Source organism: Paenibacillus sp. P4_A7, assembly GCF_056402455.1.
In genome coordinates this window covers 1-24,801 of sequence record NZ_JBFUHJ010000057.1, presented here as the reverse complement: position 1 = coordinate 24,801, position 24,801 = coordinate 1, and the positions used below count along the sequence as shown (strand labels likewise).

Here is a 24,801-nt window from a genome sequence, read left to right as displayed (position 1 = left end):
TACCGGACGTGTCCTGCGGTTTTGTGTTGCGTCGTGTTCGATTCTTAATGCTTGACTTTGGCAAAATCACTGAAATAAAATAACCTCCTTCGTCCTGAAAAACGTAAGGAGGTTATTTTATATTTTATTATATTTACCGATCTTCCACAATTTCTTGTACTTCGTGCAATTGCTGTTTCGACTGCTCTAACTGCTCTTTATTTTGCTGGACGGCGACCATTTCCTCATGATGTTGCTCTGCATTAGATAGCGCATTTTCTGCATGAGAAATTGAATCGTAAGCTTGATCAACCGTTTGCTCCTCTGGGTGTGACATCGCTTGCTTCACCGCGTGATTTGCCTTTTGGACAGAGTAGCTCAACAAAGTACTTGGATGATCCTGCTTCCAACTTGTATCTGTATGCTTAGCCAAGTGTGTTTCTTACCTCCCTCTCGATTAGATAATGTTGACTACACCATAGTTTCTTAAAATATCCAGAAAAGTATGCATGGAGGCTCGAACTTTTTCGCCCAATTGTGTAAAACATTATTGACTTTGTGTATAGTATAAGATACATTATGTTCAGAATACTTTACTTGATGTATAAATTACCGTACAGGAGGAGAAAAATATGTCCTTTCAAGAAAAAAAGAATATCGTATCTTTAATTGGCACCGTACTGATTTTTACTTTCTATTGTTTGTATGTGCTTCAAAGGTATCAAGAAGCGAGTCTGGACCAGGCAGATACCTTCAGCTTTTGGGGGAGCGTCATCTTAATCTTAATCCCTGTGTCGATTGTAGCAAAAATCATCATTCATATTGTCTTCAGTATCATCAATACCATAGCAACTAATGAAAAAGATCCTGCATTTTCTGATGAACTAGACAAGTTAATTGAATTGAAAGCCACAAGGAATTCTCATTATGTATTTATTTTTGGCTTTGTTCTAGCGATGGGATCCCTGGTTATTGATATGCAGCCCTCCGTGATGTTCATTATACTTTTCGTCTCAGGATTTGTGTCGGAGTTGGCTGGTAATGTCACACAGCTCTATCTTTATCGGAAAGGAGTTTAAAATGGGCAAATCTCTTATTAACAACAATATTCGAAACTTACGTTTTAACCATAATGAAATGACCCAACAACAATTAGCTGAAAAAGTGGGGGTGACAAGGCAAACAATCGTAGCTATCGAAAAAGAAAAATACTCCCCTTCTCTGGAATTAGCTTTTCGTATTGCTATCGTCTTCAACTTACCATTAGAAGAGGTATTCTCTTATGGGGATAACCAAAAAGAGTGAATAGCAACACACCTAAATTAAGGAGGATCCTATAATGAGAGCAATTGCCGCAATAAAATACGGATCACCGGAGGTTCTTCAACTCAAAGAGTTCGAGAAACCTAAGCCCAAAGAAAATGAAATATTGGTAAAAGTGTATGCAACAACCGTAAACGTCGGGGACTGTAGAATGCGAAGTTTTACAGTCCCGCCCATGTTTTGGCTCCCTGGTCGAATCGCTTTAGGTTTCAGAAAACCACGAAATCCGATATTCGGAATGGAACTAGCCGGTGAAGTTGAAGCAGTCGGCAAAGATGTAAAAAGGTTCAAGGCAGGTGACCAGGTTTTTGCATCGACCTTCGGACAGAATTTTGGCGCTCACGCCGAGTATAAATGTCTGCCCGAAGACGGGGCAGTAGTAATAAAACCAAGCAATATGACCTATGAGGAAGCTGCCACTCTTTCTATTGGAGCAAATACTGCCCTGTTTTTCCTCAAGAAGGGCAACATCCAGCCCGGACAAAAAGTGCTCATCATTGGCGCTTCTGGATCGGTAGGTACTTTTGCAGTACAGCTTGCCAAGTACTTTGGGGCGGAAGTGACCGGGGTATGCAGTACTGCGAATTTTGATATGGTGAAATCTCTGGGAGCCGATAAGTTAATAGACTACACCAAAGTAGATTTTAACAATACTGGACAGACCTACGATATTATTTTTGACGCGGTAGGCAAGACTACGTTATCACAATGTAAAAGCTCGCTGAAGAACAAAGGATATTATCTTCATACGGGCTTGGTGGGGTCAGAAATTAAAAGTCTGTGGTATTCGATGACAACAGACAAGAAAGTCATCGGTGGAACAGCAGTCCCACGCACAGAAGAACTAGTTTTCCTCAAAGGGCTTATTGAGACGGGCAGGTTGAAATCCGTTATTGATCGTTGCTATCCACTGGAGCAAATGGTCGAGGCACACCAGTATGTTGATCAAGGCCATAAAAAGGGAAATGTAGTCATCACTTTGGAGTAATAAGGATTACCGGGTACGCACCACGTTTATAGGCTTGCCTTCCATAAATTGAACCAGATTATTTACTGCCGTATCCATCAAGCGCCCTCTGGCTTCTTTGGTTGCCCAAGCCATATGCGGTGTAATGATGCAATGCTTGGCTTTAAGCAGAGGATTATCCTCAGAAGGCGGCTCTGACGACAACACATCTAAAGCTGCCCCGGCTATCCAATCATTATTGAGCGCATAAGCTAAATGCTCTTCATTCACAAGTTTTCCACGCGCTGTATAAATGAGAAAAGCGGTTCGCTTCATTTTAGACAAGGTATCTTTATTGATAAACCCTTCATTATCTGTCGTAAGCGGACAGTGGAGGCTGATCACATCAGAGCATTGAAGCAGTTCATCCATCTCCACCCATTTCAAATTGGGAATGTCGGTTTTATGGTGGCCAGAACGACTCAAGGCCAATATATTCATACCGAGTGCGCTCGCAATACGTGCCGCTTGCAGGCCAATTCGTCCTGCTCCAACCACACCAAATGTTTTGCCCGACAGCTCTATTAAAGGATTGTTCCAATAACACCAATCTTTATTACTTGACCAATCACCCTGACGAACGGATTGCTCATGCTGACCAATGTGATGACAAAGCTCCATCATTAATGCGATTGTAAACTGTGCTACAGAATCTGTACCATAGGCTGGAATGTTCGTAACGATAATTCCATTCTCAGCAGCTGATTTTGTGTCAACCACATCATGTCCTGTAGCAAGTACACCAATATAATTCAAATCAGGCAGTTGGTTAAGTGTTTCTGCATTCAAGGGGGTTTTGTTAGTCATTAAAACCTGCGCGCCTTGAGCTCGCTCTAAGATTTTATCTTTTGATGTCCGCTCATAAACGGTTAGTTCACCTAGCTTCTTCAACTGTTCCCAGCTGAGATCTCCAGGATTTAATGTATATCCATCCAATACGACAATCTTCAACCCATTTCCTCCTCACATTTGCTTCAGCCTACGATAGCTCTGCTAAAGGCTGCTTTACCCACTCCTGTTCAAAAACACTGCTCCACATTTTCATTTTCCTTCCTTCTTTCATCTGGATAATATTTCAATCATATCATGTAAACAGGGTTAGGAGCTAATGACCGAAGGAGCTATCACAATCGTGTTCAAAAACATTTTTCATTACATAAAATTGTCCGATGAAGATCAAACTAACTTTTAGTGCTCTAATGAGCGCTTCAATTACCAGGAGGCGATAAACGAATGGCAAAGCCGGATAATCGAGCTGATAATGTTGAGCATTTACAGCAAAGCATCCAAAATACGAAGGAAAACCTGAATGAAGCTGAAAATTATTTAAATGAATTTTCATCCGAAATCAGCAGTACGGAACTTAATCAAATTGAAGAAAAAAATGCACGCCGCAAAGAAAGTATCCGAGGTTTTCAAGAGGAAATTAAAGACGAATCAGCTTTTTCCGAAGAGTAGATCAAAAACAACGATTCAGTCCCAGAATTCAAATGGGGCTGAACCTCTGACGGTGGCTCGGGGGTCCCTTCAACTGCTTTGCCCAACTTCTTGGCTTGCAAGCTGATGAACGGAAAGCCCAAAAAGGGGCTGTGATAGGTCACTTGTTCCCGACCTATCACAGCCCCCAAACCAGCGTCTAACGCGGCCTCTCGGCTTTTATTCTTCCCCCCCGTAGCAACCGGATGTCCGCTATCATTACACAATTACTCTAACTATCGAATTCTTTTTGACGTATTCCACTTAAATCGAACCCAATATAAAATAAAGCAAGAAGAAAAATGCGATGACGTACATCGTTATAGATACTTCTTTCCTCCGACCTGTAACCAGCTTCAGAATCGGGTACGCAATGAAACCAAACGCAATTCCATTCGCGATACTAAAGGATAACGGCATAATCGCCATCATTAGGTAAGCTGGAAAAGCTTCTGTAAAATCATTGAACGGAATCTCCTTGATGCTCTGAACCATGAGGCAGCCAACAATGATGAGCACAGGAGCAATCGCGCTATTCGGGATTACCTTGAAAAGGGGAATGAGAAACAATGCGGGGATAAACAGAAGTCCCGTTGTAAAAGAGGTTAGCCCCGTTCTTCCTCCTGAAGCAATACCTGTTGCAGCCTCGGCAGCTGTCGTCATCGGACTGCAACCCAAAAGACCAGCGCTTATAACCGAAACGGAGTTAGCCTGAAAGGACCTCCGAAACTTCGCTTTGTCTGGAAGCATCCCAAGCTGTGCTCCCATATTCTGAAAAATAATGACCATTGATAAAGAAAAAACAGCCGTCCAAAAATTAAGCGTACCTATTCCGCTAAAATCCAAGGAAAAAAATAACTCTCCGTACCCATTAAAAGAAATACTAAAATCACCTAAAGTTGAAAAATCGACGATACCCAGCAGCGCACCAATACCTGTTCCTGCGATAATTGCAATTAAGAAGCTCCCTTTTACATTTCGCATGAAAAGCGGTATCGCAATCAATAAAGTCAGTATAGTCGTTAACGCATAGGGGTCGCTAAGCTTCGCCAAAGTAACGAAGGTGCCTTCGCTAGCAACGATGAGCCCCCCATTCTTTAATCCTAGAAAAGCAATAAATAGTCCAATTCCAGTGGTCATTGCGTTAATCATAGACTTCGGGATCGATCGTGATAAATAGTCGGCCCCTTTGGTTATCGCAGTTAGCATAAATACGACACCTGCTAAAAATACGGCTGCAAGTGCTTGCTGCCACGTAAGTCCTAACGAGAATACCAAAGTAAATACAAAAAATGCATTGTCCCCCATACCAGGGACGAGAATTAATGGTGAATTCGCCCAAAGTGCCATCAGCATACAACCGATAAAAGAGCAGATTACCGTGACAATCGTTGCTGCTTCATATGGCATGCCGGCTAGATGTAAGATGGCTCCATTTACCGCAATGATATAGGCAACCGTCATAAAAGAAGTGGTTCCCGCAACTAGCTCCGTACGTATCGTCGAATTTTCTTTTTCAATATGGAACAGTCTCTGCAATCGTCTTTCCAATTAATAACCACCTCTTATCGTTTCCCAACATCATAGGGTTCCCCTAATGCTTTGGGTGAACGAGCTTTCCCTACTGCTCCAATTAATACGAATAATGTTAACACATACGGCAACATATAGAAGAATTCATTCGGAATGCTTGCGGCAAACTCAAAGATTTGTAATTGGTCCTTCACTGCCTGGGCTAAGCCGAAGAATAATGAAGCAAGCAACACACCTATAGGATTCCATTTCCCAAAAATAACAGCCGCAAGCGCAATATAACCTTGTCCTGAAATGGTATTAAAAGCAAAGTTACTGTTTGAGGTAAGAACAATCGTTGCTCCACCAAGTGCTGCGAGCGATCCACTCAGAATAACGGCGATGTAGCGCGTGCGATTTACTTTTATCCCAACCGTATCTGCGGCACTTGGATGTTCGCCAACGGCGCGAAGTCTGAGTCCACCTGAGGTCTTAAATAAATAAAAGAATAATACGATGACTAACGCAAAGGCAATATACGTAGTTGGATATGCATTAAAGAACACATTTCCGATAAACGGAATATCGCTTAAATACGGAATCGTCACCTTATGAAATACCGTTGTTAGAAGCGGTGTTTCTGCTGAGCCGTCAAAAAGTAATTTTACGAAAAAGAACGTTGAGCTTGCAGCGAGAATATTGATGACAACCCCGCTCACAACCTGATTCGCTTTAAACGTAATAGAGGCGACCGCATGAATGCTTGAAAAGATAGCTGTAAATAGGAAGGCTCCGAGTAAGCCGAGCCATGGAGAGAAACCACCAAAGCCTGCTGTTTCTGCGTAATGAGTCGTTATTGCAGAGAAGAAAGCACCCGATATCATAAACCCTTCCAGTCCAATATTAATGACTCCCGAGCGTTCTGAAATTAGTCCTCCAAGTGCAGCAAAGATAAGGGCAGTAGAGAATACGAGCGTCCCATTAAGTAAATTGCCAATTACCTCCATCTGTTACACCTTCTTCTTTGATTTTAGTTTTAATTTTCGGAAAATCAGCTTAACAATGCCTGGTGCAGCAACGAAAAAGATAATAAAGGCTATAATCATCCGAATGATTTCGCCTGGCACTTCCGCACCAAAGCTCATTCCTTGCGAACCGTAGGTCAGTCCCCCAATCAGGGTTGCTGAGAGAAATACGCCAATAGCGCTATTGCCGCCAAGCAAAGCTACCGCTATTCCATCAAAACCAAGACCAGATGAAACCGAGTTGATAGCCACATACTTAAACACACCTAACACTTCAAAGGCACCAATCAGACCGCCAAATACGCCTGAAATAAACATCGTACGAACCATAACATTCGCAACCTTCATTCCTGCATAATGAGCAGCATGAGGATTAAGCCCAACTGCACGCAGCTCATAACCCCATTTGGTCTTGGTTAAATAGATGTGGTAAAAAACAACCGCAAGGATCGCAATAAAGAATCCCCAGTGGATACGTGCGCCGCCCATCAGCTCAGAAAGCCAATTAATCTGAATACTTGCAGATTCATGGATAAGAGCAGATCGTTGTGTACCTGCTTGTGGCATGAACGTCCGTATCAAGAAGTTGGCTAAATAAAGCGCTATAAAATTAAGCATGATGCTGGTAATAACCTCATTTATACCGCGTTTCGCCTTAATATAACCCACAAGTGCTCCCCACATCCCTCCAAGCAAGGCACCGAATATAATAGCAAATAGCGCATGCAACAACGGAGGTAGACTAAACTGTGTGCCAACTAATAATGCACCCACTGATCCCATAATGATTTGACCGTCTACGCCAATATTAAACATTCCGGATCGAAAAGCGATCGCTACGGCCAAGCCGCTCATAATAAGCGGTACAATGGTACGTAATGCTTCTCCAAAATCGTAGCGGCTCCCGAATATTTTCGTTATTAGAGATTTATAAGCAAGCACTGGATCGTATCCTCCGATCCACATAATTATGGCGCCTAATAGCAGACCCATAATAATGGCAACAAGAGGGATAAGTGCAGATTCGCGTTTGAAAATACTCATTATTTTATTCATGGGTGCCTTCTCCTTCATGCTTACCCGCCATCATCAATCCTAACTCCTGATCATTCGTTGTTTCAGGCGTTGTTTCACCGACAATTTGTCCCCCGAAGAAAACTAGAATACGATCAGCTACATTGAGGATTTCATCCAACTCGAACGAAACCAATAAGACAGCTTTGCCTTGATCACGTTCTGCGATTAATTGTTGATGTACAAATTCAATCGCGCCTACATCCAGCCCTCGTGTAGGTTGAGCCGCAATCATTACCTGCGGATTTTTATCGATTTCGCGCGCGATAATAATCTTTTGTTGGTTTCCTCCTGACATCGATCGAACCAATGTATCAATGCCTGGTGTACGTATATCGAATTCTTCCACTAAACGCGTCGCCATATCATCCATCGTCTTCCTATTGATGAAACCATGTTTGTTCATTTCCGGTTGATAGTAGGTTTTTAAAATTGTATTTTCACTGACCGTAAAGTCCAGAACGAGTCCATATTTATGTCGATCCTGTGGAATATGTGACATTCCAGCTTCAGAAATGGTACGCGGTGTAAGATTGGTTATGCTTTTACCTTGTAACAAAATTTCACCTGAACGTACGCTTCGCATACCAGTTATTGCTTCAATTAGCTCTGTCTGACCATTACCATCTACACCTGCGATACCGACAATCTCACCCGCCCGTACAGAGAAGTTGAGCTTATTCACCGCATTCTTGCCATTAGCACCTTCAACCACTAATTCTTTCACTTCTAAAAGCGCTTCTTTGGGGTTAGCCACTTGTTTTTCAGTCTTAAAGTTAACTGCTTTCCCTACCATTTTTTCTGCTAATTGCTGTGCATCGGTCTTTGCCACTTCGACACTCTCAATCCTCTTACCGCGCCGAATAATGGTGCACGTATCCGCTATTTCCATAATTTCCTTCAGCTTATGTGTAATGATAATAATGGACTTGCCTTCAGCAACAAGACGCTTCATAATGGCGAGCAATTCATTGATCTCTTGTGGCGTTAAAACAGCAGTCGGTTCATCAAAGATTAGGATGTCTGCTCCACGATAGAGTGTTTTTATAATTTCTACCCGTTGCTGCATCCCTACACTGATCGACTCGATCGTTGCCATTGGATCCACATCCAACTTATAACGTTCGGATAGCTCCTTTACTTTTTTACTTGCTCCTTTGATATCAATCTTCATACCCTTTTTGGGCTCCATGCCGAGAATGATATTTTCCGTTACAGTAAAGGGTTCTACCAATTTAAAATGCTGATGCACCATCCCAATTCCAAGCTCAATCGCCTTGTTAGGACTATCCATCAGCTCTTGCTTTCCATTTACATGAATTTCACCTTCGTCTGGTTGATATAGCCCGAATACGATACTCATCAAGGTGGATTTCCCCGATCCATTTTCACCGAGCAAAGCATGAATTTCTCCACGTTTTAATTGCAAGCTAATCGAATCGTTGGCGACTACGCCGGGGAATCTTTTGGTTATCCCTTTCAGCTCTAACACGACATCTGCCTTAGTCATATAAGACCCTCCCAAAATTTTCGTCCCCTCCCCCATCAAATTTAATGACTGGAGAGGGGACGAACTCGCATTATTTTTCCGGCACGACAATGTCACCATTTATTATTTTCGTACGATATTCTTCAACCTTGGCAAGAACCTCAGGAGCTACATTAACATTTGAATTTGGTGCAATATCGACACCTTTTTCTTTGAGACCCATTAATGTCACTTTACCTGCCGGGAAATCACCTTCAGCTAATTTTTTGGACGCTTGGTAAACAGCTTCGTCTACTTTTTTGATCATGGAGGTTAGTGTAACATCATTACCGAAGGTTAATGATTGATCTTTATCCACGCCTATAACCCACACTTTTCCACCCTTGCTATTACGTTCCTTCGCTTCGTTAAACACACCATTACCTGTTAATCCTGCTGCATGGAATATAATATCCGCACCATCATTATAGATTGTAGAGGCCGCAGATTTCCCCATATCAACACGGTTGAATAGCCCTGTATAGTTAACGATTAATTTAGCATCTGGATTTACAGCTTTTATCCCTTCGCGGAAGCCAGCCTCAAATCGTTTAATAACTGGAATTTCCATGCCGCCTACAAAGCCGATTTTATTCGTTTTCGTCGTTAAACCCGCGATAACACCTACGAGAAACGCGCCTTCTTGCTCCTTAAAGGATATCGCTGCTACATTCGGTAACACGAGATCAGAGTCGACAATCCCAAACATCTTATCTGGGTTTTCTTTGGATAACTGTGTTACTGCATCAGCTAATGTAAAAGCAGTTGCCCACGTTAAATCATAGTTTGCTTTAACAAATTGATTGAGGTTAGGAACAATGTCACCATCTGTTTTTGGTTCTAGGTATTTCACTTCAAAACCATAGTCTTTCTTCAATTTCTGCAAGGCTTCCCATGCACTTTGGTTGAAGGATTTATCATTGACACTGCCAAGGTCAGTTACCATTCCGACCTTCAGCTTTTTAAGTTCTTGTTTATTCGTATCTTCAGTCCCATTATTGCCCGTTCCGCTAGGCGGGTTCGTTGTGGTATTGTTGCCATTTTGACCGCATGCTGTTAGGACTAGTGTAAAAATCAGTATTAAAGGCAATAATGCTTTCATCGATCTTTTCATTGTTAATACCCCCTAATTTTTATGTTCCATGCTGCTTGTTTGACCTACTAACAATTCTAAAAAGCTTTCCCCGATATTTGGTTTAGTAACCATAAAATTTTCTGCAATGGTTGCAGCTAAATCAGCGAATGTATTTCTTGTGCCAATTGAAACGGCATCCTTTGCAAATGTTGGGTTATAGATCAAAATCGGTACGTATTCACGGGTATGATCGGTTCCAGGTGCGGTAGGGTCATTTCCATGATCGGCCGTAATGATCAATAGATCTTTGTCGCTGATTTGTTGCATGAGCGCTGGTACATATTGATCAAACTCTTCCAGGCAGGCAGCGTATCCTTTTGGGTCACGACGATGGCCATATAAAGAGTCAAAATCCACTAAGTTTGTAAATAAGAGTCCTTTAAACGAACGTTCTAGCAGTCTGATCGTTGTCTCGATACCATCCAAATTGCTCTTTGTTGGATAGGATTCATTAATACCTTTCCCTGTAAAAATATCATTTATTTTGCCGACAGAGATGACATCGTAGCCTTCATTCTTGAGGTGATCAAGTACGGTTTCTCCTAAGGGTTCAAGGGCATAATCATGTCGGTTAGGTGTACGTGTATAAGCACCTGGTTCACCGATATAAGGTCTCGCTATGACACGACCAACTACATAAGGATCATTTATGGTTAGCTCACGTGCAATTTCACATGCATGATACAGCTCCTCTAATGGAATAACATCCTCATGTGCTGCAATTTGAAATACGCTGTCTCCGGAAGTATAAACAATCCATGCGCCCGTTTGGAGCTGCTGTTCTCCATACTCGTCCAAAATCTCAGTTCCTGAAGCTGGCTTGTTTCCAATTACCTTGCGACCCGTCATGGCTTCGAACTTTCCAATCAATTCAGATGGAAAACCATTGGAATATACTTGAAACGGCACCTTTACCTCGAGCCCCATCAGTTCCCAATGACCCGTCATTGTATCTTTGCCAACAGATATCTCCGCCATCTTGCCATAGCATGCTAGTGGTTTATCCGCTTTCAAAATGGTAGTCAGCGGTGCAATATTGCCTAACCCTAGAGCTGTGAGATTCGGTAACGTCATGTCAGGTACTTGCTCACATATATGTCCTAATGTATGACTACCTTCATCTCCGAAATCTGAAGCGTCTGGTAAAGCGCCAATACCAACACTATCCAGCACGATCACACTTATTCGTTCGAATTTCATATCGATTCCTCCATTCTCAAAAAAAAGCCATCGTACTGCATTGCTATTATCCACTCAATCCGTGCTACAATACTTTTTTAGCCATTCCGCAATTCCTTATAAGAGTTGCTTAAATATTGAAATTTGAAAGGACCTATACTTATGATTGATAACATCTCAGACATCTCGATTTTCTCGGACATTCCTAAGGATGAATTACAACATATAACCTCATTACTCAAGGAACGACGATTCAAAAAGAATCATGTTCTGATGTTTGAAAATGACGTAAGTGACGAGGTTTATCTTATTCGCTCAGGTATGATCAAAATTTATCGCATGTATGAAGGGAAAGAAGTCGTACTAAGTATTACAAGTGCTGGCGATATCGTTGGAGAAGTAGAAGCCTTATCCAGCGACAATCATCGCATTTCATCCATTGAAGCCATAGAAGACGTTAACGTTTGGCTGATGTCAAAACGAGATTTCCTGCAGCTTGTAGATAAATATCCTTCCATCTTGCGAAACGCTTACAAAATTCTTGTGGAGCGAACTCGAATGCTCAATCGTATGATTCGCTATCTGACCTTTCATGACGTACGTGGAAAAGTGGTCAATCTCATTTTGGATCTCTATTACAACTTTGGAATAGAGAGTGATAACGCATACAAAATCGATTTAAAAGTTAATCAATCCTTGTTCGCCAACATGCTCGGAGTTACTCGAGAATCCATATCCAAAACGCTGGGTGATTTTCAAGCAGAAGGACTGATCGACATTCGAGATAAGTACTTATACCTCCTTGATAAGGAAAAGTTAGAATCGATCTGTAATGAAACGGAAGAGTTACCCTCACTTCGTAAGTGGAATAACATTTAACGATCCCGTGCATCTAATATTACAAATGACAGCGTTTTATTTCCGTTACTGTGCTAACAGTTATTTTGTGAACCAGTTCACAAAAGTATAGTAATCTCTTTAACATAATGTGGATATGAATCGTGCTATGATTCTTTGGGTAAACCATTTTCTAATGCATGATAAGAAACATTGGAGGGAATTCACATGAGTTTTCATATTGAAGCAAAGATTGGCGAAATTGCAGAATCCGTCTTATTACCTGGAGATCCGCTACGTGCAAAGTATATTGCGGAGACCTTCCTCGAAGATGTCGTCTGCTACAACAATGTACGTGGCATGTTAGGCTTTACAGGAACATATAAAGGAAACCGAGTATCGATTCAAGGTACAGGAATGGGTATGCCTTCTGCATCCATATATATTCATGAGTTGATCAACGATTATGGTGCAAAAAATCTCGTTCGTATCGGAACATGCGGCGCCATTCAACATGATGTTAATCTCCGTGATGTTCTAATTGCGCAAGCAGCAGCTACAGATTCGGCTATCATTCGCAACCAATTCCCTGGATATGACTTTCCTCAGATTGGGAACTTTGATTTAATTAAAACCGCTTATGAAATTGGAGTGGGTAAAGGCCTTAACCTTCGCGTAGGGAACGTGCTTTCTTCTGATGTTTTCTACACAGAAGATAAAGATGCAGTTACAAAGCTTGGCCGGCATGGCGTATTGGCAGTAGAAATGGAAACAGCTGCGCTTTATTATTTAACTGTTAAATTCGGCGTAAAAGGCCTCAGTCTCCTAACGGTAAGTGATCATATTCTCACAGGGGAACAAACTACTGCACAAGAGAGACAAACCACCTTCAACGACATGATTGAAGTCGCATTAGAAACAGTAGCTAAATAATCAACAACTTATATATTTGATCAAGTAAAAACGGCTATTCGCCGTCCTCTGGCGGACAATCGTTTACGGTGAATTATAAGCATCATTATAAGTGTGAAACTTATACATTCTTATAATTTAAAAAAGGGGCTCGATTCCGAAGTGGAATCGAGCCCCTGCTCTATGATTATTATCAAAGAATTGATGTATGACGGCAGTTATACGGTCTATTTCTGATTTAAAAGATAGGTTTCTGATTCATCCTCAGCTCTTCTTCTGTTGTTAGACCTTCCTTCAGCGCCTGTTGACGTAATGACAGGTAAAGCTCCGCCTTTGTTGCATTGATATAGGGCATCACAAACAGGACGCCGACGAAGCATAACAATATGCCTAGGAATATCCAGCCGAGGAAGCTTAGATCAAGCACGAATATGCGAAATTTGTGTCCACGTGTCATTTGCCTGCTTAAATCCACCGAGCGTCTATACCCGATATTAGGATTGTCCGCCAAAATGAATGGTACCATGCTGTAGGAGTATGATTTAATGATTCCGGGGATGATGAGGAGCAGATACCATAAGAAATTCAGAAAACCTCTCCACAGCATCGATTTCACAATATCCAAATACCTACCCTTGTTAAAAGCATAGCCTAAATGGTTTAGATTCACCTCATGCTCCGCAGATTGCTTAAAGTAACGCATCGAACCGACCTCAAGGGGAAAGCTGACAAAAATACGAAACGCAATCGCGAACAACATGACAATAATAAAAACGGTTATCGCAATAGCAAGGAAAGGCGCAAATAACCCCCAATCGAAATCCATACCGAAGGAGCCGGAATCATCTGAAGAACCGGATGAACCAAAGTTAAGGTTAAAGGTCTGAGGATTGACGCCCCCACTAACAAATGCCAGTATAATACTTACCAAAAATGCCTTCCAATACGATGTCCGCAGCACCTCCTTGGCTTTTCGTTTCAGTTCTTTACGATCCCACATCTCTATCCCTCTCTCCTTTAATATTTTGTTTTCCATCTTACAACAGATACCATATTTAATATAGTATGATATGCTATGAATCATTCTTGTAATGTTAATTATGAAGGATTAATGACAGCTCTGAAGTCAACTTGTTCTAAAAACATGCCCACGATAAACTGGGCATAAATGAAAGAATTAATGAATTAAGCAATGGGTAATAACGCTCAATCGCTTTAGTAGGAATAACAAAAGGATCGGAAACCCAAGCTTCAAGTTTCCGATCCCCTATTTGTATACATTAAATCCAATTGAATATATACAATGCTCTAAATCACTCATAACTTATGTATAAATGATTTCATTTATCTAAAGTTCTTCAACCGCCAACTGATACAACAAATTTCCTTCGCTGAAAAGAACACGGTTTTTTCGAAAATCCTGTGTAAGTGCTTTAAGTGGTTTGCCTCGTTCATTTATAAAGTTTATTTTGTGCCCTTTGGTCAAGCTCCCCGGTTTTACATTCTTCTTAAGCAAAAACGTACCGCGTTTTCCGTAACCGCCATCGAACAAAAAGTGATATCCATCCGTACAAAACCCGGAGGAGCCGGAAATCCCAGGATTCATAAAGGTGACCTTGGCCTGCTCAGTTCCGCCTGAGATACAGCCAAGAGAAAAATCAGTATAATAATAAAACCAGATCTCCTCGTCATTAACTGCATTCAACGCATAACAATCAGCAATATCGGCCGCGTGATTTTCGTATATTTTGTTACCATGCTCATCCCAGGCTAGAAGGCCATGCCCGCCAATTGGGTTATCCCACCCAAAATTTCCGAAAACGCCTTCGTCGAAATAACTGGTCCATATGGTACCTTTTTCAGTCACATGAACATTCTGAATCCCATCTCCTAGTAGAAATTCTCGAACGGTATGCCCCTCATAATCACACACTTTGGCGTTCAAATCATACTTATCTATGCCATAATAAGAGCAACGTGCTCCAACCAACAATAGATGATTCTGAAGCGGCTGTACATAATGATAATTGAAATGCTGGCCTCCTATCAGCACTACCTCGATAGAATTATCCGATACGATTAACACTTTATAGGTAAAAGTTTGTTTTTGAATCGCAGGGACGGACATGCTTTGTTCCCGATTCGGGATCTGGTTAATTAACAGGACATATACGCGGCCATCCGCACCGAATTGAGTTGAGACAATTTTAAATCCTTCAGTAAACTCTGAAATATCAGAAAAAGGTTCCAGCGACACAGTTTTATTTAACATGCTAACTCCTCCTCAAAGGTTAGTTAAAAATACAATTTCTGTACTTGTTAACTGTATTATCCCTAAGTCGAACGATCCTGAACATGGCGGAAGTATAGCGATGTTGATATCGTGAACCATATAATTGTAAATTACCCTTATCGATGTTAGCTTTATAAGTTTAACTTTACTACAGTAGCAAAGCGCTTCAATCACAGTAAGTTTGGGCGAACTGGATGGAATTAGAAAGGTAGCTCCTTCCTAATTAGAGGATGGGCTACCTTTTTCTCGTTCGAATATTTCCCTTGCCTTCCAACGTTTAAGTTCATTACAGCTTTGTGCAACGCGAGTTTAATATATGATTTTGTAGTACAAAATAGTTGCATCCAACACTCCGTTTGCTGATTTGGCATAACACGGAATCTTCCCTGCTTGAATATATCCAATGGAGGAATAAAGAGCGTTAGACGGGTCTCCTTCTCTCGTATCGAGAACTAACAATGACCTCCCTTCTAGCTTCGCACATTCTTCAGCCCAATGCATCAGCAACCTCCCAATCCCCTTACGCCTATATCGAGAATGTATCATGAGTTTAGAGATTTCGGCTCTATGTCTGCCATTTTGTTTGGTACATAATTGCACCTGCACACTTCCGATAATTCGGTTGTTTAATTTAGCAATAAACAAATATACATCTGAATTGAGTACATCTGACCAATATTCGGCAGCTGCCGAACGACTTAATAGCGGTAAAAAACCGAGTGACGCTCCGTCCTCAACGACCTCTATCAAAAACTCTGATAGCTCATCAACATGTTCGTCAATCGAGTCTCCTAGTTTAATTTTCAAACCATTCCCCATGCTTTCCACACCTTTCACCAAAGTGGGTATATCACAAAGACGACAAAATGGGATCAGCCCAGGTAACTGAATAGGCTGACCCCGTTTATTGCCTATTATTTTATGCTCTGCTGCTCTTCGTCGGTAATAAAGTAGGCATGAATATCGTAATGCGGAACTTCGAAACCTTCGTGCCCCAGCTTTTGGAACTCAAAATCCACTTGCACGACAACGGGTGATGGGACCCCCTTCATACCTGCCAGGTTGGTATGGTTAATTCCTTTTGCAAAATCTTCCTGAGTAATCATATATTCAAGGAACACCAGTTTTCCATCATGTACGCCGTAGATTGGTCCGGTCGGGAGGTCTCCTGCTTGCGGATTCGACCAATGTTCGCCCATGCCAGGTACACTCTCCGTTATTTTAATCGTTCCTTCGGGAAGTGCCAGTACATACACTTCCTGTTTACCGTCCCAGCTGACGTTCTGGGCGTGGACCGCATCGGCCAGATCCCGGACCCAGGCCGTCGGTTCATTTTGCTTCATGATTATATTCGAAATCTTTTTTTCGCTAAAAACCACTTCTTTGTTCTCATTGCTTAAGGTAAATGTACGATCGAACAACTCAGCGAAAGCTCGAACGGACACATACGTTTTACCACCGGTTAAATGATTCGCCGCGGACTTCACTTCAACTCCGTTAACCAAGATGGTCAATCCATCATTTTTCTTCTCACTCACCGTTATTCCGTGGGCCGATACGCTGCCGCATATTAGAATGAACAGACTAACAACCAATAACATAATCCTTTTCATAACATCACACTCCAGTTTTCTCGATTAATAAGGTTTAATGATCATAAATACGAATAATACCAGACCCATTACCGAAGCTGCATAAAGCATCGCATTCGCTCTTGAGAGGTTGGCCCTCTGCTCCTGTGGAACCTCGGTTTTGCTTAAGAGCCCCCGATTTTCGGAAAAAAGTCCAGCTTACGTGCCAGCTTCATGGAGTGTCTCRATTGTTCCAACGTTTGGTCGCTCCTAACCAACACGTGTCCGAAAAACGTTGGACCAATACCAATAATCGCCGATAATATATGAATCAACACCAACCATTTCATTCCCTGTTTTCTCCTTTCTGTAATACTTTGGTTTAGTTACCTTAAGAGTACTATCTTCCTTTCGCGCATTCTATTATCCGAACGTAGCAAAATAGTCGAAATCGGGTATACTTCCCTTCTCCTCACGAAAAAAAAGACAAGCTCTCTCCCGAAAGAAAGCCTGTCTAATTTATTATCCTTATATTTTTCTCAAGTAGCTATTAACCAATTGCGTTCGATTCCTGACATTCAATTTCCGAAATACCGCTGTCAGATGCTTCTTGACCGTTACTTCCGTAATATACAGGTCCGCTGCAATTTCTTGATTCGTATAACCTTTGCCCAGCAGTTCCACCACTTCTTTCTCCCGCTCGGAAAGCATTGGCATACTGTCATCCTGCTTATTGGAATAATCTACAAGTCCGAAGGACGCCATCATTTTGTCCAAATAATCCTGCAGCTTGCTGCCCCTCGTATCGAGAACGTAATATGACGCAGGACTGTTGATATCATAATCATAATGTGCAACTTCCTTTATCTGCTCACACCCCAAGCTTAGGTGGAATTCCTTTAAGAAGGAGAGATCTGGAGAAGCTGTCGTCACGACAAAATCGGAAGATATAAGCAGTGAGAGGAACGATAGTCCGGCAGTTGTACGTATCGCCACGTCCTCAAAATCCAACACGTCGATCGTTTTCACAAAATAACCCGCAATTTGTTCATTCGGCACCCGGAGTTCCTTTAGCTTATGATCCGGTAGACTTTGGAAATATGCGGACGACAGTGGATGAGTTAACAAATAGTCAAGTGTTCCTGTATGAATCGGAATGATTGCCGTCAGGCCGCATACTGCCCCCTGCTGATCTCTCATCAGCTTAACAATGCCAGGATCGAGCTCGTAAAGCTCTTGAAGATGAATATGCTTAATCGGGTAAAAACATTCTTCTTTAGAAATCATATACTCGAACCTCTCGCCCGTGTCCGGGTTCTGGAGAGGAAGGCAAACTTCTTTCAAATTGGTGTGACGATTTTCCAAATACTGCTCTGCCTCCGCCCAATTGGACGGATTCAACGTCTCCATGAGATACGGAGTTGATTTCTGAAAACAGAAATTGCGGACAACATGATCGCCGATATAATAGTACCATTCGACGGCTTCCCAAGCGATCGTCTTTCTCTTGGACTGATTGGTTATCCTGCTGTAGTAATATATGATGCAGCGCTTCCATAACCAGTCGTAATGTTCAGGCTGGCGCAAGCGCAGCTCATAGCCGATGGCATCCCGCATCAAATCATGAAGGATCCAACCCCTATCCACTCTCCGAATGAAGGAAAATCCGACCAGCTGTTGGAATAAATCCGTCTTTACCTGCCGATCCAATACATAGGAAAGCAGCTCCTGGTTAAAATGCCGAAGTACAGCTACGGTCTCTACGAGCTCCCTAAGATTGTCGTCCGGAACCTCTTTTAACCAAACGCTCACGAGATGTTCGAACACTTCGCTTCCATCCACCAATTCCAATACCTGACTGTTCTGAACCATCGTCGTCGAGACGATCAAAGACAACGTGAGCGGATGTCCTCTAGTTTTCATCCAAATCTGTTTGATCATCGGCTCCTGAGAAATGCCCGAGCGCTCCAGATATTGCTTAACGGACAAATAATCCAGATCCCCAATGGGCATCCGGTGTATCCAATGGCGCCATGCCGGAGAACTGAGCCATATGCCTTGCAAGGGGAATCTTCCAGCAATGAGAATCAGGATTTCCGGGTTCAATTGCGGGAGGAGTGCCTCTCTCAGCCAGAGCTCCATATCACCCATTTCCTCGAATGTGTCTAATGCGAGAACAAGCTTGTGATTCACCGCCTTTTCCCTCAGGCTGTCAAGGCAAAGCTCTAAAAGCGCCTGCGTCTCGGTGATCTGCTGCAACTTTTCCATCGGATAGCCGAGTTTGCGTAGCAATTGCGTGCAAAAGTCCTGCGGTGTATGAGAGAACCCACGGCTGTCCATCAACAGAAAGGCGGCATTGGCTTTCACCGCCAGCCGACGGAACTCGTCGATTAAATAGCTTTTTCCTACGCCGCCGGTACCATAGAGATTCAAGATCCGTACCTGTTGTCCGCCGTCTATCAATTGGTGCAAGAAATACTGAATTTCGATGTCCCGCCCTACCAAATAATGCCGTTCCAGTTGGTCAATCTGGACAGCTAAGCGTTCCTCTGGACCGCCTGCCTTCATCTTGCGCTCATACATAGAATATACCTTCTTTCGAATGACATCATCAAAAATAGCGGGACGAGTTCGTTGCAGCAAATCAGTTTTAATTTAGCAACTGCTATCTTTATGTAAATTATATATTTTATTCTATCGTGGAAGCCAGTACTTCTTTCTCGATATTTAATCGCATAAATTATTTAACCTTTGGGAATGGCTCAGTGACTCYATAAGGTTGCTACAAAAACCTGTTGGCTCCACGTTGATTCCACTCACGCACACATAGAGTGTTGACTTCATGTTGACTCTGGACATAAAAAATACATCGCCCAAGGTAATTAACCCTTGTGGCGATGTATACAAATCCGACAAACTGTTATGTGCCCCTCGAGTCTTACTCCTCCCCAACGATACAGCCCTTAAACCCTCTTTCGATTTTGATCGAAGATTTGTCTGCGATTCGTAACATTGGTAAGAGGAAACCGTTACGCGACCGTGCCGTTCACAACATCAATCGTCAGATTAGACTCCAGCGTTCGGGCCCGGATTAGGATTCGGACCCTGACTTGGGCTTGGGCTTGGGCTTGGATTCGGGTTCGGACCCTGGCTTGGGCTTGGGCTCGGACTCGGGCTTGGGCTTGATGTTGGTGTTGGTGTTGGTGTTGGTGTTGGTGTTGGTGTTGGTGCCGTCGATTGCCCGTTGACAGCCTTCACTCTAGCAAGGTCAGCTGCATTCACGAAAATCGTAGCAGGATTTATTCCCGATGGAACGATCAAATCAGCGATAGAAGTGTCGCTTCCCAGAATAAGCTGAGGATTGCCTCCAGTTGTCTGAAGAGTTCCGATCGTCCCCTGTGTATTCAGGTTAACTACTCCGCCATTGGCGAGTACTGTTATCTCTCCGATATTCATTGAACCAGTGATGGAGGTGCTGCCGGGTTGTGTATTGAAAACCGTACCCGAATTACCGATGATCAGCGTACCGATTGGCGTTGGACTTAAATATTCCAAGTTAACGCCAGGCTGAAGGGTGAGTGTATTAATCGTAGAGGATGCATCGACGCTGAGTTCGGTATTCGCCGCCGCCGTAACCGTGGCGTCTATGTTTTCAACAGTAAGTTGCAAGGGGCTCATAGCCGAATTGCCAAAGACTCCGGAGAGTGAACCAGTGCCTGCGGCAATTGCTCCTGCCCTAAACGCAAGACCTGCCGAATCTGCTTCTCTTCCAAATACATTCGAGTATATTTGGTCAACGGTTGTGCCATAACTATTCCCTGAATTTCCATCAAAATTCATGAAGCCGTTGGATCCCGTAGCAACGGCGGTGCCACTATTACCATTATTAATGCCTGCCCAATATTGAAGACCAACAATGTCCGCGGGACGGTTAAAGTATGCAATATAAAGTTGTTGGATGTCTTCTGTTGCGGCAGCTGCCAAGGTGCGAACTTCTCCCTTTGACTTCAAGCTTGATTGGGACGTCATGTCCGCACTGATATCCACCTTTTTCAATAGAGCACTGTTAAACAAATATAATTGGCCGAGATCGCTATGCTCAAACCATATATTTGTTACCTGTGATTTCGGACGACCGGTATCTTTCAGGAAAACCGTTTTACCTTGAACGAGCACATTGAAGGCAAAGAAATCAGACTGAACTGCCGGGGTCAAATTCAAATCCCCTTTAACTTCCAAATGAGCCAACGCAACCTGATTGGAGCTCACAATTACGGTTCCGTTAACGGTGTTGCCTTTGGCATCAAATATGATAGGGGCATCCATTCCCTCTAATGCGTCTTTATATCCGATAATCAGCCCTTCAACAGAATTTATCATATCCCCCACGTAGGTGAACTGAATCGCCGCATTGTGCAAAGCAGCTTTGTTCGACGGTTGAAAAATACCTTGGACCGATGCGCCCGCGCGATAGGTCTGGCCATCGATCTTAATTGTGCCGTCATTGCCAATGTCTTGAATGATAGACGGCGTGAAGAAGGAGCGATAAAGCAGAGTTATCCCTTCGGCCAGCACAATGTTTGCGTTCGGAACGAATTTATCCTTCGATTTCCCTTGCGCAATACCCGCTTTCGTCAAGGCACCTACTGCGCCAGCATACCAGCTTTTCTGCGGAACATCACGGAATCCGCTACCGACTTTTGGCTCTAGCTTCAGCTTCTTGGCCGTAACAATCAAGGTCGCCACTTCAGCCCTTGTAATCTTTAAGTTCGAACGGAACGTGCCGTCTGGGTAACCTTTCGCCAGCCCCGCACCATGGAGGGCAGCAACATACCCGGTTAATTCGCTGTCAACAGGCATATCCTTAAACGGTGAGGCGCTTTTGGAGAGGGACAGATCCAATGAGATCGCAAGAAACTTAGCAAAATCGCCGCGTGTCATAACAAGCTGGGGATTCAGCTTATCTCCTTGCTTTGGATTAAGAATTCCCATCATAATCCAAGTGTTAACCGCCTCTGCGTACCATGCTGTATCTGGTACATCCGAATAGCGTTGCTGGATCATAGGTTGGTCAGAAGTATCAGATCCCGCTTGGCTTACCTGCGGCTGCGGAGATTCGGCCACCACACTGAATGGAGAGAAGATCGACAGCAACAGCAACGAAACGAGCGCAACAGTCAGCCATTTTGTACGATTAATAGTAAATAGCATTAGAGAGTTCTTCATGATCGTTACTCAACCTACCTTTTAGTTATATTTTTGTTACTTACCACAAGTCCTTTAATAGCTTAACATCATTTAAATCCTCAAATCTTAATGAAATCTTAATGGATATCCACAATCCACAGTAACACCTGGATAGCTAACCTCCGCCGCGGTCACCTTGCACCATCATTTGTTGATTATCCGTTGATTTCATATTGCGAACTGCATAAAGTATTGACTTCTAAACATAAAAATACATCGCCACCGAGGTACTTGCCTCAGTGGCGATGTATTCAAAATTTACATACTACTATTCAGCTTACGCCTTCTCTTCTTCCCCCACAGCTGGTGTGACCATCAAGCTGACTTGATTGCCTTGGATAGTCAAAGCCCCTGCATAATACCCTCTGTCGCAGCTGGATGCAGTACATTTGCACTTGTAATCTCCTGAGCACCCGCATACATAGAATTGTGTGTTCGCAAAGCCTTTATAGATGCCCGTCTTCTTCTGAAAAAAAGTATGGGCATGATGCGTGAATATGCCAAGCACTACTAGATTTCCTGTCACAACGCATCTCTCACTCCTACTCTTGTGACGCTTCCTTTATTACTGGCATCCCGGCTTCAACCAAACGTTTGTTACGAATGAAGAAAATGGACAGTATCACAATAAACAACCCTGTTCCAACAAGTAACCATTCAATCTCGATTGCATCCGAAAGTGGACCGAATATCAGCATTCCGATCGGCATCATGGAAGTCGATATCATACCGAATACGCMGAAAATACGTCCCAAGTAATTCGGATCCACCTTCTCCTGCAGCAAGACGGTCATCGGTGTATTAAAGATTGGCATAGCAATGCCGAATACCGCCATCATAGCCAAGTAGATCCAAAATACAGGTACAATACCTAAAGCTAACGTACAAACGCCCATAATCAAGCTAGCGAAAGTCATTGTATATACTTTGTTGCGGAAGCCGCCCCATGATGCAATAATAGCCCCACCAGCCATCATACCGATAGAAAAAGCAATTTCAATGGCGGTTAATCGCCAATAATCATCTCCAAAGCTGCGTGTCACTTGCAGCGGCGTTAAAAATGCAGCCGGTGCCATCAATACAAAGAAAAAGGCGAAAAAAATAAAAAAAGTTTTGAGAAAGCTATGGTTTTTAATGTAGCTTAAGCCCTGTTTAAAGTCATCCAAATAACTAGTTGTTTGCTTATCGGTCGCCTTCTGATGCAAAGGTATTTTCAAAAAGAAATATAATATAAAGATCGCTATCGCCGCTGTGACAACATCAATAAAGAGAATCACTTCGATTGATGCAATTGTGAGCAACGTCGCGCTTACTATAGGTGCAACAAACATCATGAGCGCTTGAAGACTTCCGTTTATTCCGTTTACTTTCGTCAACTTATCCTCGGGTACGATTTGCGGCAATATCGCCCCAACTGCTGGCGTTTGAATCCCTGCTCCGAGCGCACGAACTGCAGCAATGACAAACAACAACCACATCTCGTCATAACCTCGCCTAAATGTAATAGCGAGAAGAAGCGTAACAATGGCAATCATGGCATCAGCTATTATAATAAGATATTTACGGTTGAAACGGTCTGCCCACACACCTGCAAATGGCGATAATAGAAAGGTAGGAATGAACCCGCAGATGATAAATAACGTCATCATCATACCCGATTTTGTAGTGAGCGTAATGTGCCACATAATCGCATATTGAACTAATGCGGAACCAAATAACGAAAATGTTTGACTACTCAGAAAGAGGATAATATCTCTTTTCCATTGCTTTCTTTTATAGTCTTCGGTTGGTGTCATAATCTTTTTCATACTCCTTTCTTCTCTGTATATTTCTATTATTGATACTCTGATTCAGCGACCTTTTTTACTTTCTCCAGGAATTTAACAACAACCTTCTCAGTTGCAAATATCATGAACAGCTTAACAAACCACTTCAATGCTTTATTGGTTGCTGTGTATCTTAGCTTTGTTTTCTGATCATTTACTCGATGCAATTCATATAAAGCTGTGATCTCAAAGATTTTTGCCAATGTGAATCCAATCTTCAATTTTTTATCGTTCAGATTATTAGAATATTCTAGAGTATGGACATCATATTCCTCGATGCGTTTGCCTTCTTTATACTTTTGACGGTATATACTGCCGACAACTTCTTTAGTAATTTTGACTGGCTTATTCTCTACCACTTGAGGCATAATCTTTTGCATCTGTTCTAACGAACCATCTATATACGACCATACATGTTCAATTGGAGTGTTTATCTCAATTTCTCTTGACCATTGCTTCATTATAATTACCCCCTTTTTAAAGTCCTTTTAATCTATTCTACCTCAGTTTCATTCCAACACCAATTGTGTCTAAAATTTAAAATTAATTGTTCAAGCTGCCATAAAACTTTGTGAAATAATGTACAAACTATTATAAGCCGTGTATAGTAGTTAACAAGGGTAGCTACCAATAACAAAGGAATAAACATCAGACACATTGTGATTTTTTTCACAAATACATTTCATCTAGTCTCATTTACTTGTAAAATGAATCCCTATTACTCGGTATGAGGTGAAATAAGATGGAAAAAGTAATTCAGTTGTTGAAGTCATTCAACTTTACGGAATCAGAATCAAAAGTGTATATCTCTCTGCTCAAAAACGGAACGGGTACAGGCTATGAAATCAGCAAAAATTCCGCCGTGCCTCGGTCTAAGG

Annotated in this window: 25 protein-coding genes; 7 read left to right on the top strand and 18 right to left on the bottom strand. The window is 42.4% G+C overall.

The window, feature by feature from the left end; all coding sequences use genetic code 11:
- Nucleotides 1-133: 133 nt before the first annotated feature.
- On the bottom strand, nucleotides 134-412 hold the full coding sequence (locus tag AC1DWN_RS10820) for a DUF2564 family protein (protein ID WP_477558911.1): 279 nt from the start codon (nucleotides 410-412) through the stop codon (nucleotides 134-136).
- A gap of 199 nt (nucleotides 413-611) precedes the next feature.
- Between AC1DWN_RS10820 and AC1DWN_RS10815 the strand changes: the two genes are divergently transcribed.
- The 3 genes from AC1DWN_RS10815 to AC1DWN_RS10805 are packed head-to-tail and all read left to right on the top strand — an operon-like array spanning nucleotide 612 to nucleotide 2,290.
- Nucleotides 612-1,058: a hypothetical protein gene (locus tag AC1DWN_RS10815; RefSeq protein WP_477558910.1), complete on the top strand. Its 447-nt coding sequence runs from the start codon at nucleotides 612-614 to the stop codon at nucleotides 1,056-1,058.
- 1 nt (nucleotide 1,059) lies between these two features.
- Nucleotides 1,060-1,284, top strand: coding sequence for a helix-turn-helix domain-containing protein (locus tag AC1DWN_RS10810; protein WP_475811371.1), 225 nt, complete (start codon nucleotides 1,060-1,062; stop codon nucleotides 1,282-1,284).
- Nucleotides 1,285-1,318: 34 nt separating this feature from the next.
- Nucleotides 1,319-2,290: an NAD(P)-dependent alcohol dehydrogenase gene (locus AC1DWN_RS10805; protein ID WP_477558909.1), complete on the top strand. Its 972-nt coding sequence runs from the start codon at nucleotides 1,319-1,321 to the stop codon at nucleotides 2,288-2,290.
- Between the two features lie 6 nt (nucleotides 2,291-2,296).
- Here AC1DWN_RS10805 and AC1DWN_RS10800 read toward each other — a convergent pair whose 3' ends face one another.
- Complete coding sequence (locus AC1DWN_RS10800; RefSeq protein ID WP_477558908.1) at nucleotides 2,297-3,259, bottom strand: D-2-hydroxyacid dehydrogenase; 963 nt, start codon at nucleotides 3,257-3,259, stop codon at nucleotides 2,297-2,299.
- A 282-nt stretch (nucleotides 3,260-3,541) separates the two neighbouring features.
- Here AC1DWN_RS10800 and tlp point away from each other — a divergent pair, with 282 nt between their 5' ends.
- Entirely contained in the window at nucleotides 3,542-3,766 is a 225-nt protein-coding gene (gene tlp, locus AC1DWN_RS10795) for a small acid-soluble spore protein Tlp (protein WP_477558907.1), read from the top strand.
- A 282-nt stretch (nucleotides 3,767-4,048) separates the two neighbouring features.
- Here the strand turns inward: tlp and AC1DWN_RS10790 are convergent, their stop codons facing one another.
- The 6 genes from AC1DWN_RS10790 to deoB all read right to left on the bottom strand — a co-directional run bounded on the left by AC1DWN_RS10790 (nucleotide 4,049) and on the right by deoB (nucleotide 11,258).
- Nucleotides 4,049-5,335: an NCS2 family permease gene (locus AC1DWN_RS10790; protein WP_477558906.1), complete on the bottom strand. Its 1,287-nt coding sequence runs from the start codon at nucleotides 5,333-5,335 to the stop codon at nucleotides 4,049-4,051.
- A 14-nt stretch (nucleotides 5,336-5,349) separates the two neighbouring features.
- Nucleotides 5,350-6,303 (bottom strand): ABC transporter permease, encoded by a 954-nt coding sequence (locus tag AC1DWN_RS10785; protein ID WP_477558905.1) that lies wholly within the window; start codon nucleotides 6,301-6,303, stop codon nucleotides 5,350-5,352.
- A 3-nt stretch (nucleotides 6,304-6,306) separates the two neighbouring features.
- Nucleotides 6,307-7,377 carry an ABC transporter permease gene (locus AC1DWN_RS10780; RefSeq protein ID WP_477558904.1) on the bottom strand — a complete coding sequence of 357 codons (1,071 nt, stop codon included), beginning with the start codon at nucleotides 7,375-7,377 and terminating at the stop codon, nucleotides 6,307-6,309.
- The gene (locus tag AC1DWN_RS10775; protein ID WP_477558903.1) at nucleotides 7,370-8,905 is read right to left on the bottom strand and encodes an ABC transporter ATP-binding protein; all 1,536 of its coding nucleotides are present in this window, start codon (nucleotides 8,903-8,905) and stop codon (nucleotides 7,370-7,372) included. The genes AC1DWN_RS10780 and AC1DWN_RS10775 overlap by 8 nt, the downstream gene beginning before the upstream one ends.
- Nucleotides 8,906-8,975: 70 nt before the next feature.
- Nucleotides 8,976-10,037: a BMP family lipoprotein gene (locus AC1DWN_RS10770; protein ID WP_477558902.1), complete on the bottom strand. Its 1,062-nt coding sequence runs from the start codon at nucleotides 10,035-10,037 to the stop codon at nucleotides 8,976-8,978.
- A gap of 12 nt (nucleotides 10,038-10,049) precedes the next feature.
- Entirely contained in the window at nucleotides 10,050-11,258 is a 1,209-nt protein-coding gene (gene deoB / locus AC1DWN_RS10765; RefSeq protein ID WP_477558901.1) for a phosphopentomutase, read from the bottom strand.
- 141 nt (nucleotides 11,259-11,399) lie between these two features.
- Here deoB and AC1DWN_RS10760 point away from each other — a divergent pair, with 141 nt between their 5' ends.
- The gene (locus AC1DWN_RS10760; protein ID WP_477558900.1) at nucleotides 11,400-12,116 is read left to right on the top strand and encodes a Crp/Fnr family transcriptional regulator; all 717 of its coding nucleotides are present in this window, start codon (nucleotides 11,400-11,402) and stop codon (nucleotides 12,114-12,116) included.
- Between the two features lie 186 nt (nucleotides 12,117-12,302).
- Complete coding sequence (gene deoD / locus AC1DWN_RS10755) at nucleotides 12,303-13,007, top strand: purine-nucleoside phosphorylase (RefSeq protein WP_477558899.1); 705 nt, start codon at nucleotides 12,303-12,305, stop codon at nucleotides 13,005-13,007.
- A gap of 217 nt (nucleotides 13,008-13,224) precedes the next feature.
- On the opposite strand, the gene AC1DWN_RS10750 is transcribed toward deoD, so the two are convergent.
- The 10 genes from AC1DWN_RS10750 to AC1DWN_RS10705 form a co-directional block, all read right to left on the bottom strand.
- A complete protein-coding gene (locus AC1DWN_RS10750; protein WP_477558898.1) occupies nucleotides 13,225-13,986 on the bottom strand; it encodes a DUF975 family protein in 762 nt (253 codons plus the stop codon).
- 348 nt (nucleotides 13,987-14,334) lie between these two features.
- Nucleotides 14,335-15,258, bottom strand: coding sequence for a hypothetical protein (locus tag AC1DWN_RS10745; protein WP_477558897.1), 924 nt, complete (start codon nucleotides 15,256-15,258; stop codon nucleotides 14,335-14,337).
- 330 nt (nucleotides 15,259-15,588) lie between these two features.
- Nucleotides 15,589-16,098 carry an N-acetyltransferase family protein gene (locus tag AC1DWN_RS10740; RefSeq protein WP_477558896.1) on the bottom strand — a complete coding sequence of 170 codons (510 nt, stop codon included), beginning with the start codon at nucleotides 16,096-16,098 and terminating at the stop codon, nucleotides 15,589-15,591.
- Nucleotides 16,099-16,193: 95 nt separating this feature from the next.
- Nucleotides 16,194-16,892 (bottom strand): hypothetical protein, encoded by a 699-nt coding sequence (locus tag AC1DWN_RS10735; protein WP_477558895.1) that lies wholly within the window; start codon nucleotides 16,890-16,892, stop codon nucleotides 16,194-16,196.
- Between the two features lie 143 nt (nucleotides 16,893-17,035).
- The gene (locus AC1DWN_RS10730) at nucleotides 17,036-17,200 is read right to left on the bottom strand and encodes a hypothetical protein (RefSeq protein ID WP_477558894.1); all 165 of its coding nucleotides are present in this window, start codon (nucleotides 17,198-17,200) and stop codon (nucleotides 17,036-17,038) included.
- 178 nt (nucleotides 17,201-17,378) lie between these two features.
- Nucleotides 17,379-19,433 (bottom strand): helix-turn-helix domain-containing protein, encoded by a 2,055-nt coding sequence (locus AC1DWN_RS10725; RefSeq protein ID WP_477558893.1) that lies wholly within the window; start codon nucleotides 19,431-19,433, stop codon nucleotides 17,379-17,381.
- A 483-nt stretch (nucleotides 19,434-19,916) separates the two neighbouring features.
- Nucleotides 19,917-22,076 (bottom strand): S-layer homology domain-containing protein, encoded by a 2,160-nt coding sequence (locus AC1DWN_RS10720; RefSeq protein ID WP_477558892.1) that lies wholly within the window; start codon nucleotides 22,074-22,076, stop codon nucleotides 19,917-19,919.
- Nucleotides 22,077-22,374: 298 nt separating this feature from the next.
- Nucleotides 22,375-22,623 (bottom strand): hypothetical protein, encoded by a 249-nt coding sequence (locus AC1DWN_RS10715; RefSeq protein WP_477558891.1) that lies wholly within the window; start codon nucleotides 22,621-22,623, stop codon nucleotides 22,375-22,377.
- Between the two features lie 16 nt (nucleotides 22,624-22,639).
- Nucleotides 22,640-23,893, bottom strand: a complete 1,254-nt coding sequence (locus tag AC1DWN_RS10710; protein ID WP_477558913.1) for an MFS transporter — start codon at nucleotides 23,891-23,893, stop codon at nucleotides 22,640-22,642.
- A 38-nt stretch (nucleotides 23,894-23,931) separates the two neighbouring features.
- Nucleotides 23,932-24,384: an SRPBCC family protein gene (locus AC1DWN_RS10705; RefSeq protein ID WP_477558890.1), complete on the bottom strand. Its 453-nt coding sequence runs from the start codon at nucleotides 24,382-24,384 to the stop codon at nucleotides 23,932-23,934.
- Between the two features lie 281 nt (nucleotides 24,385-24,665).
- On the opposite strand from AC1DWN_RS10705, the gene AC1DWN_RS10700 reads away from it, so the two are divergent.
- A partial coding sequence (locus AC1DWN_RS10700; protein WP_477558912.1) for a helix-turn-helix domain-containing protein occupies nucleotides 24,666-24,801 on the top strand: 136 nt, incomplete at its 3' end.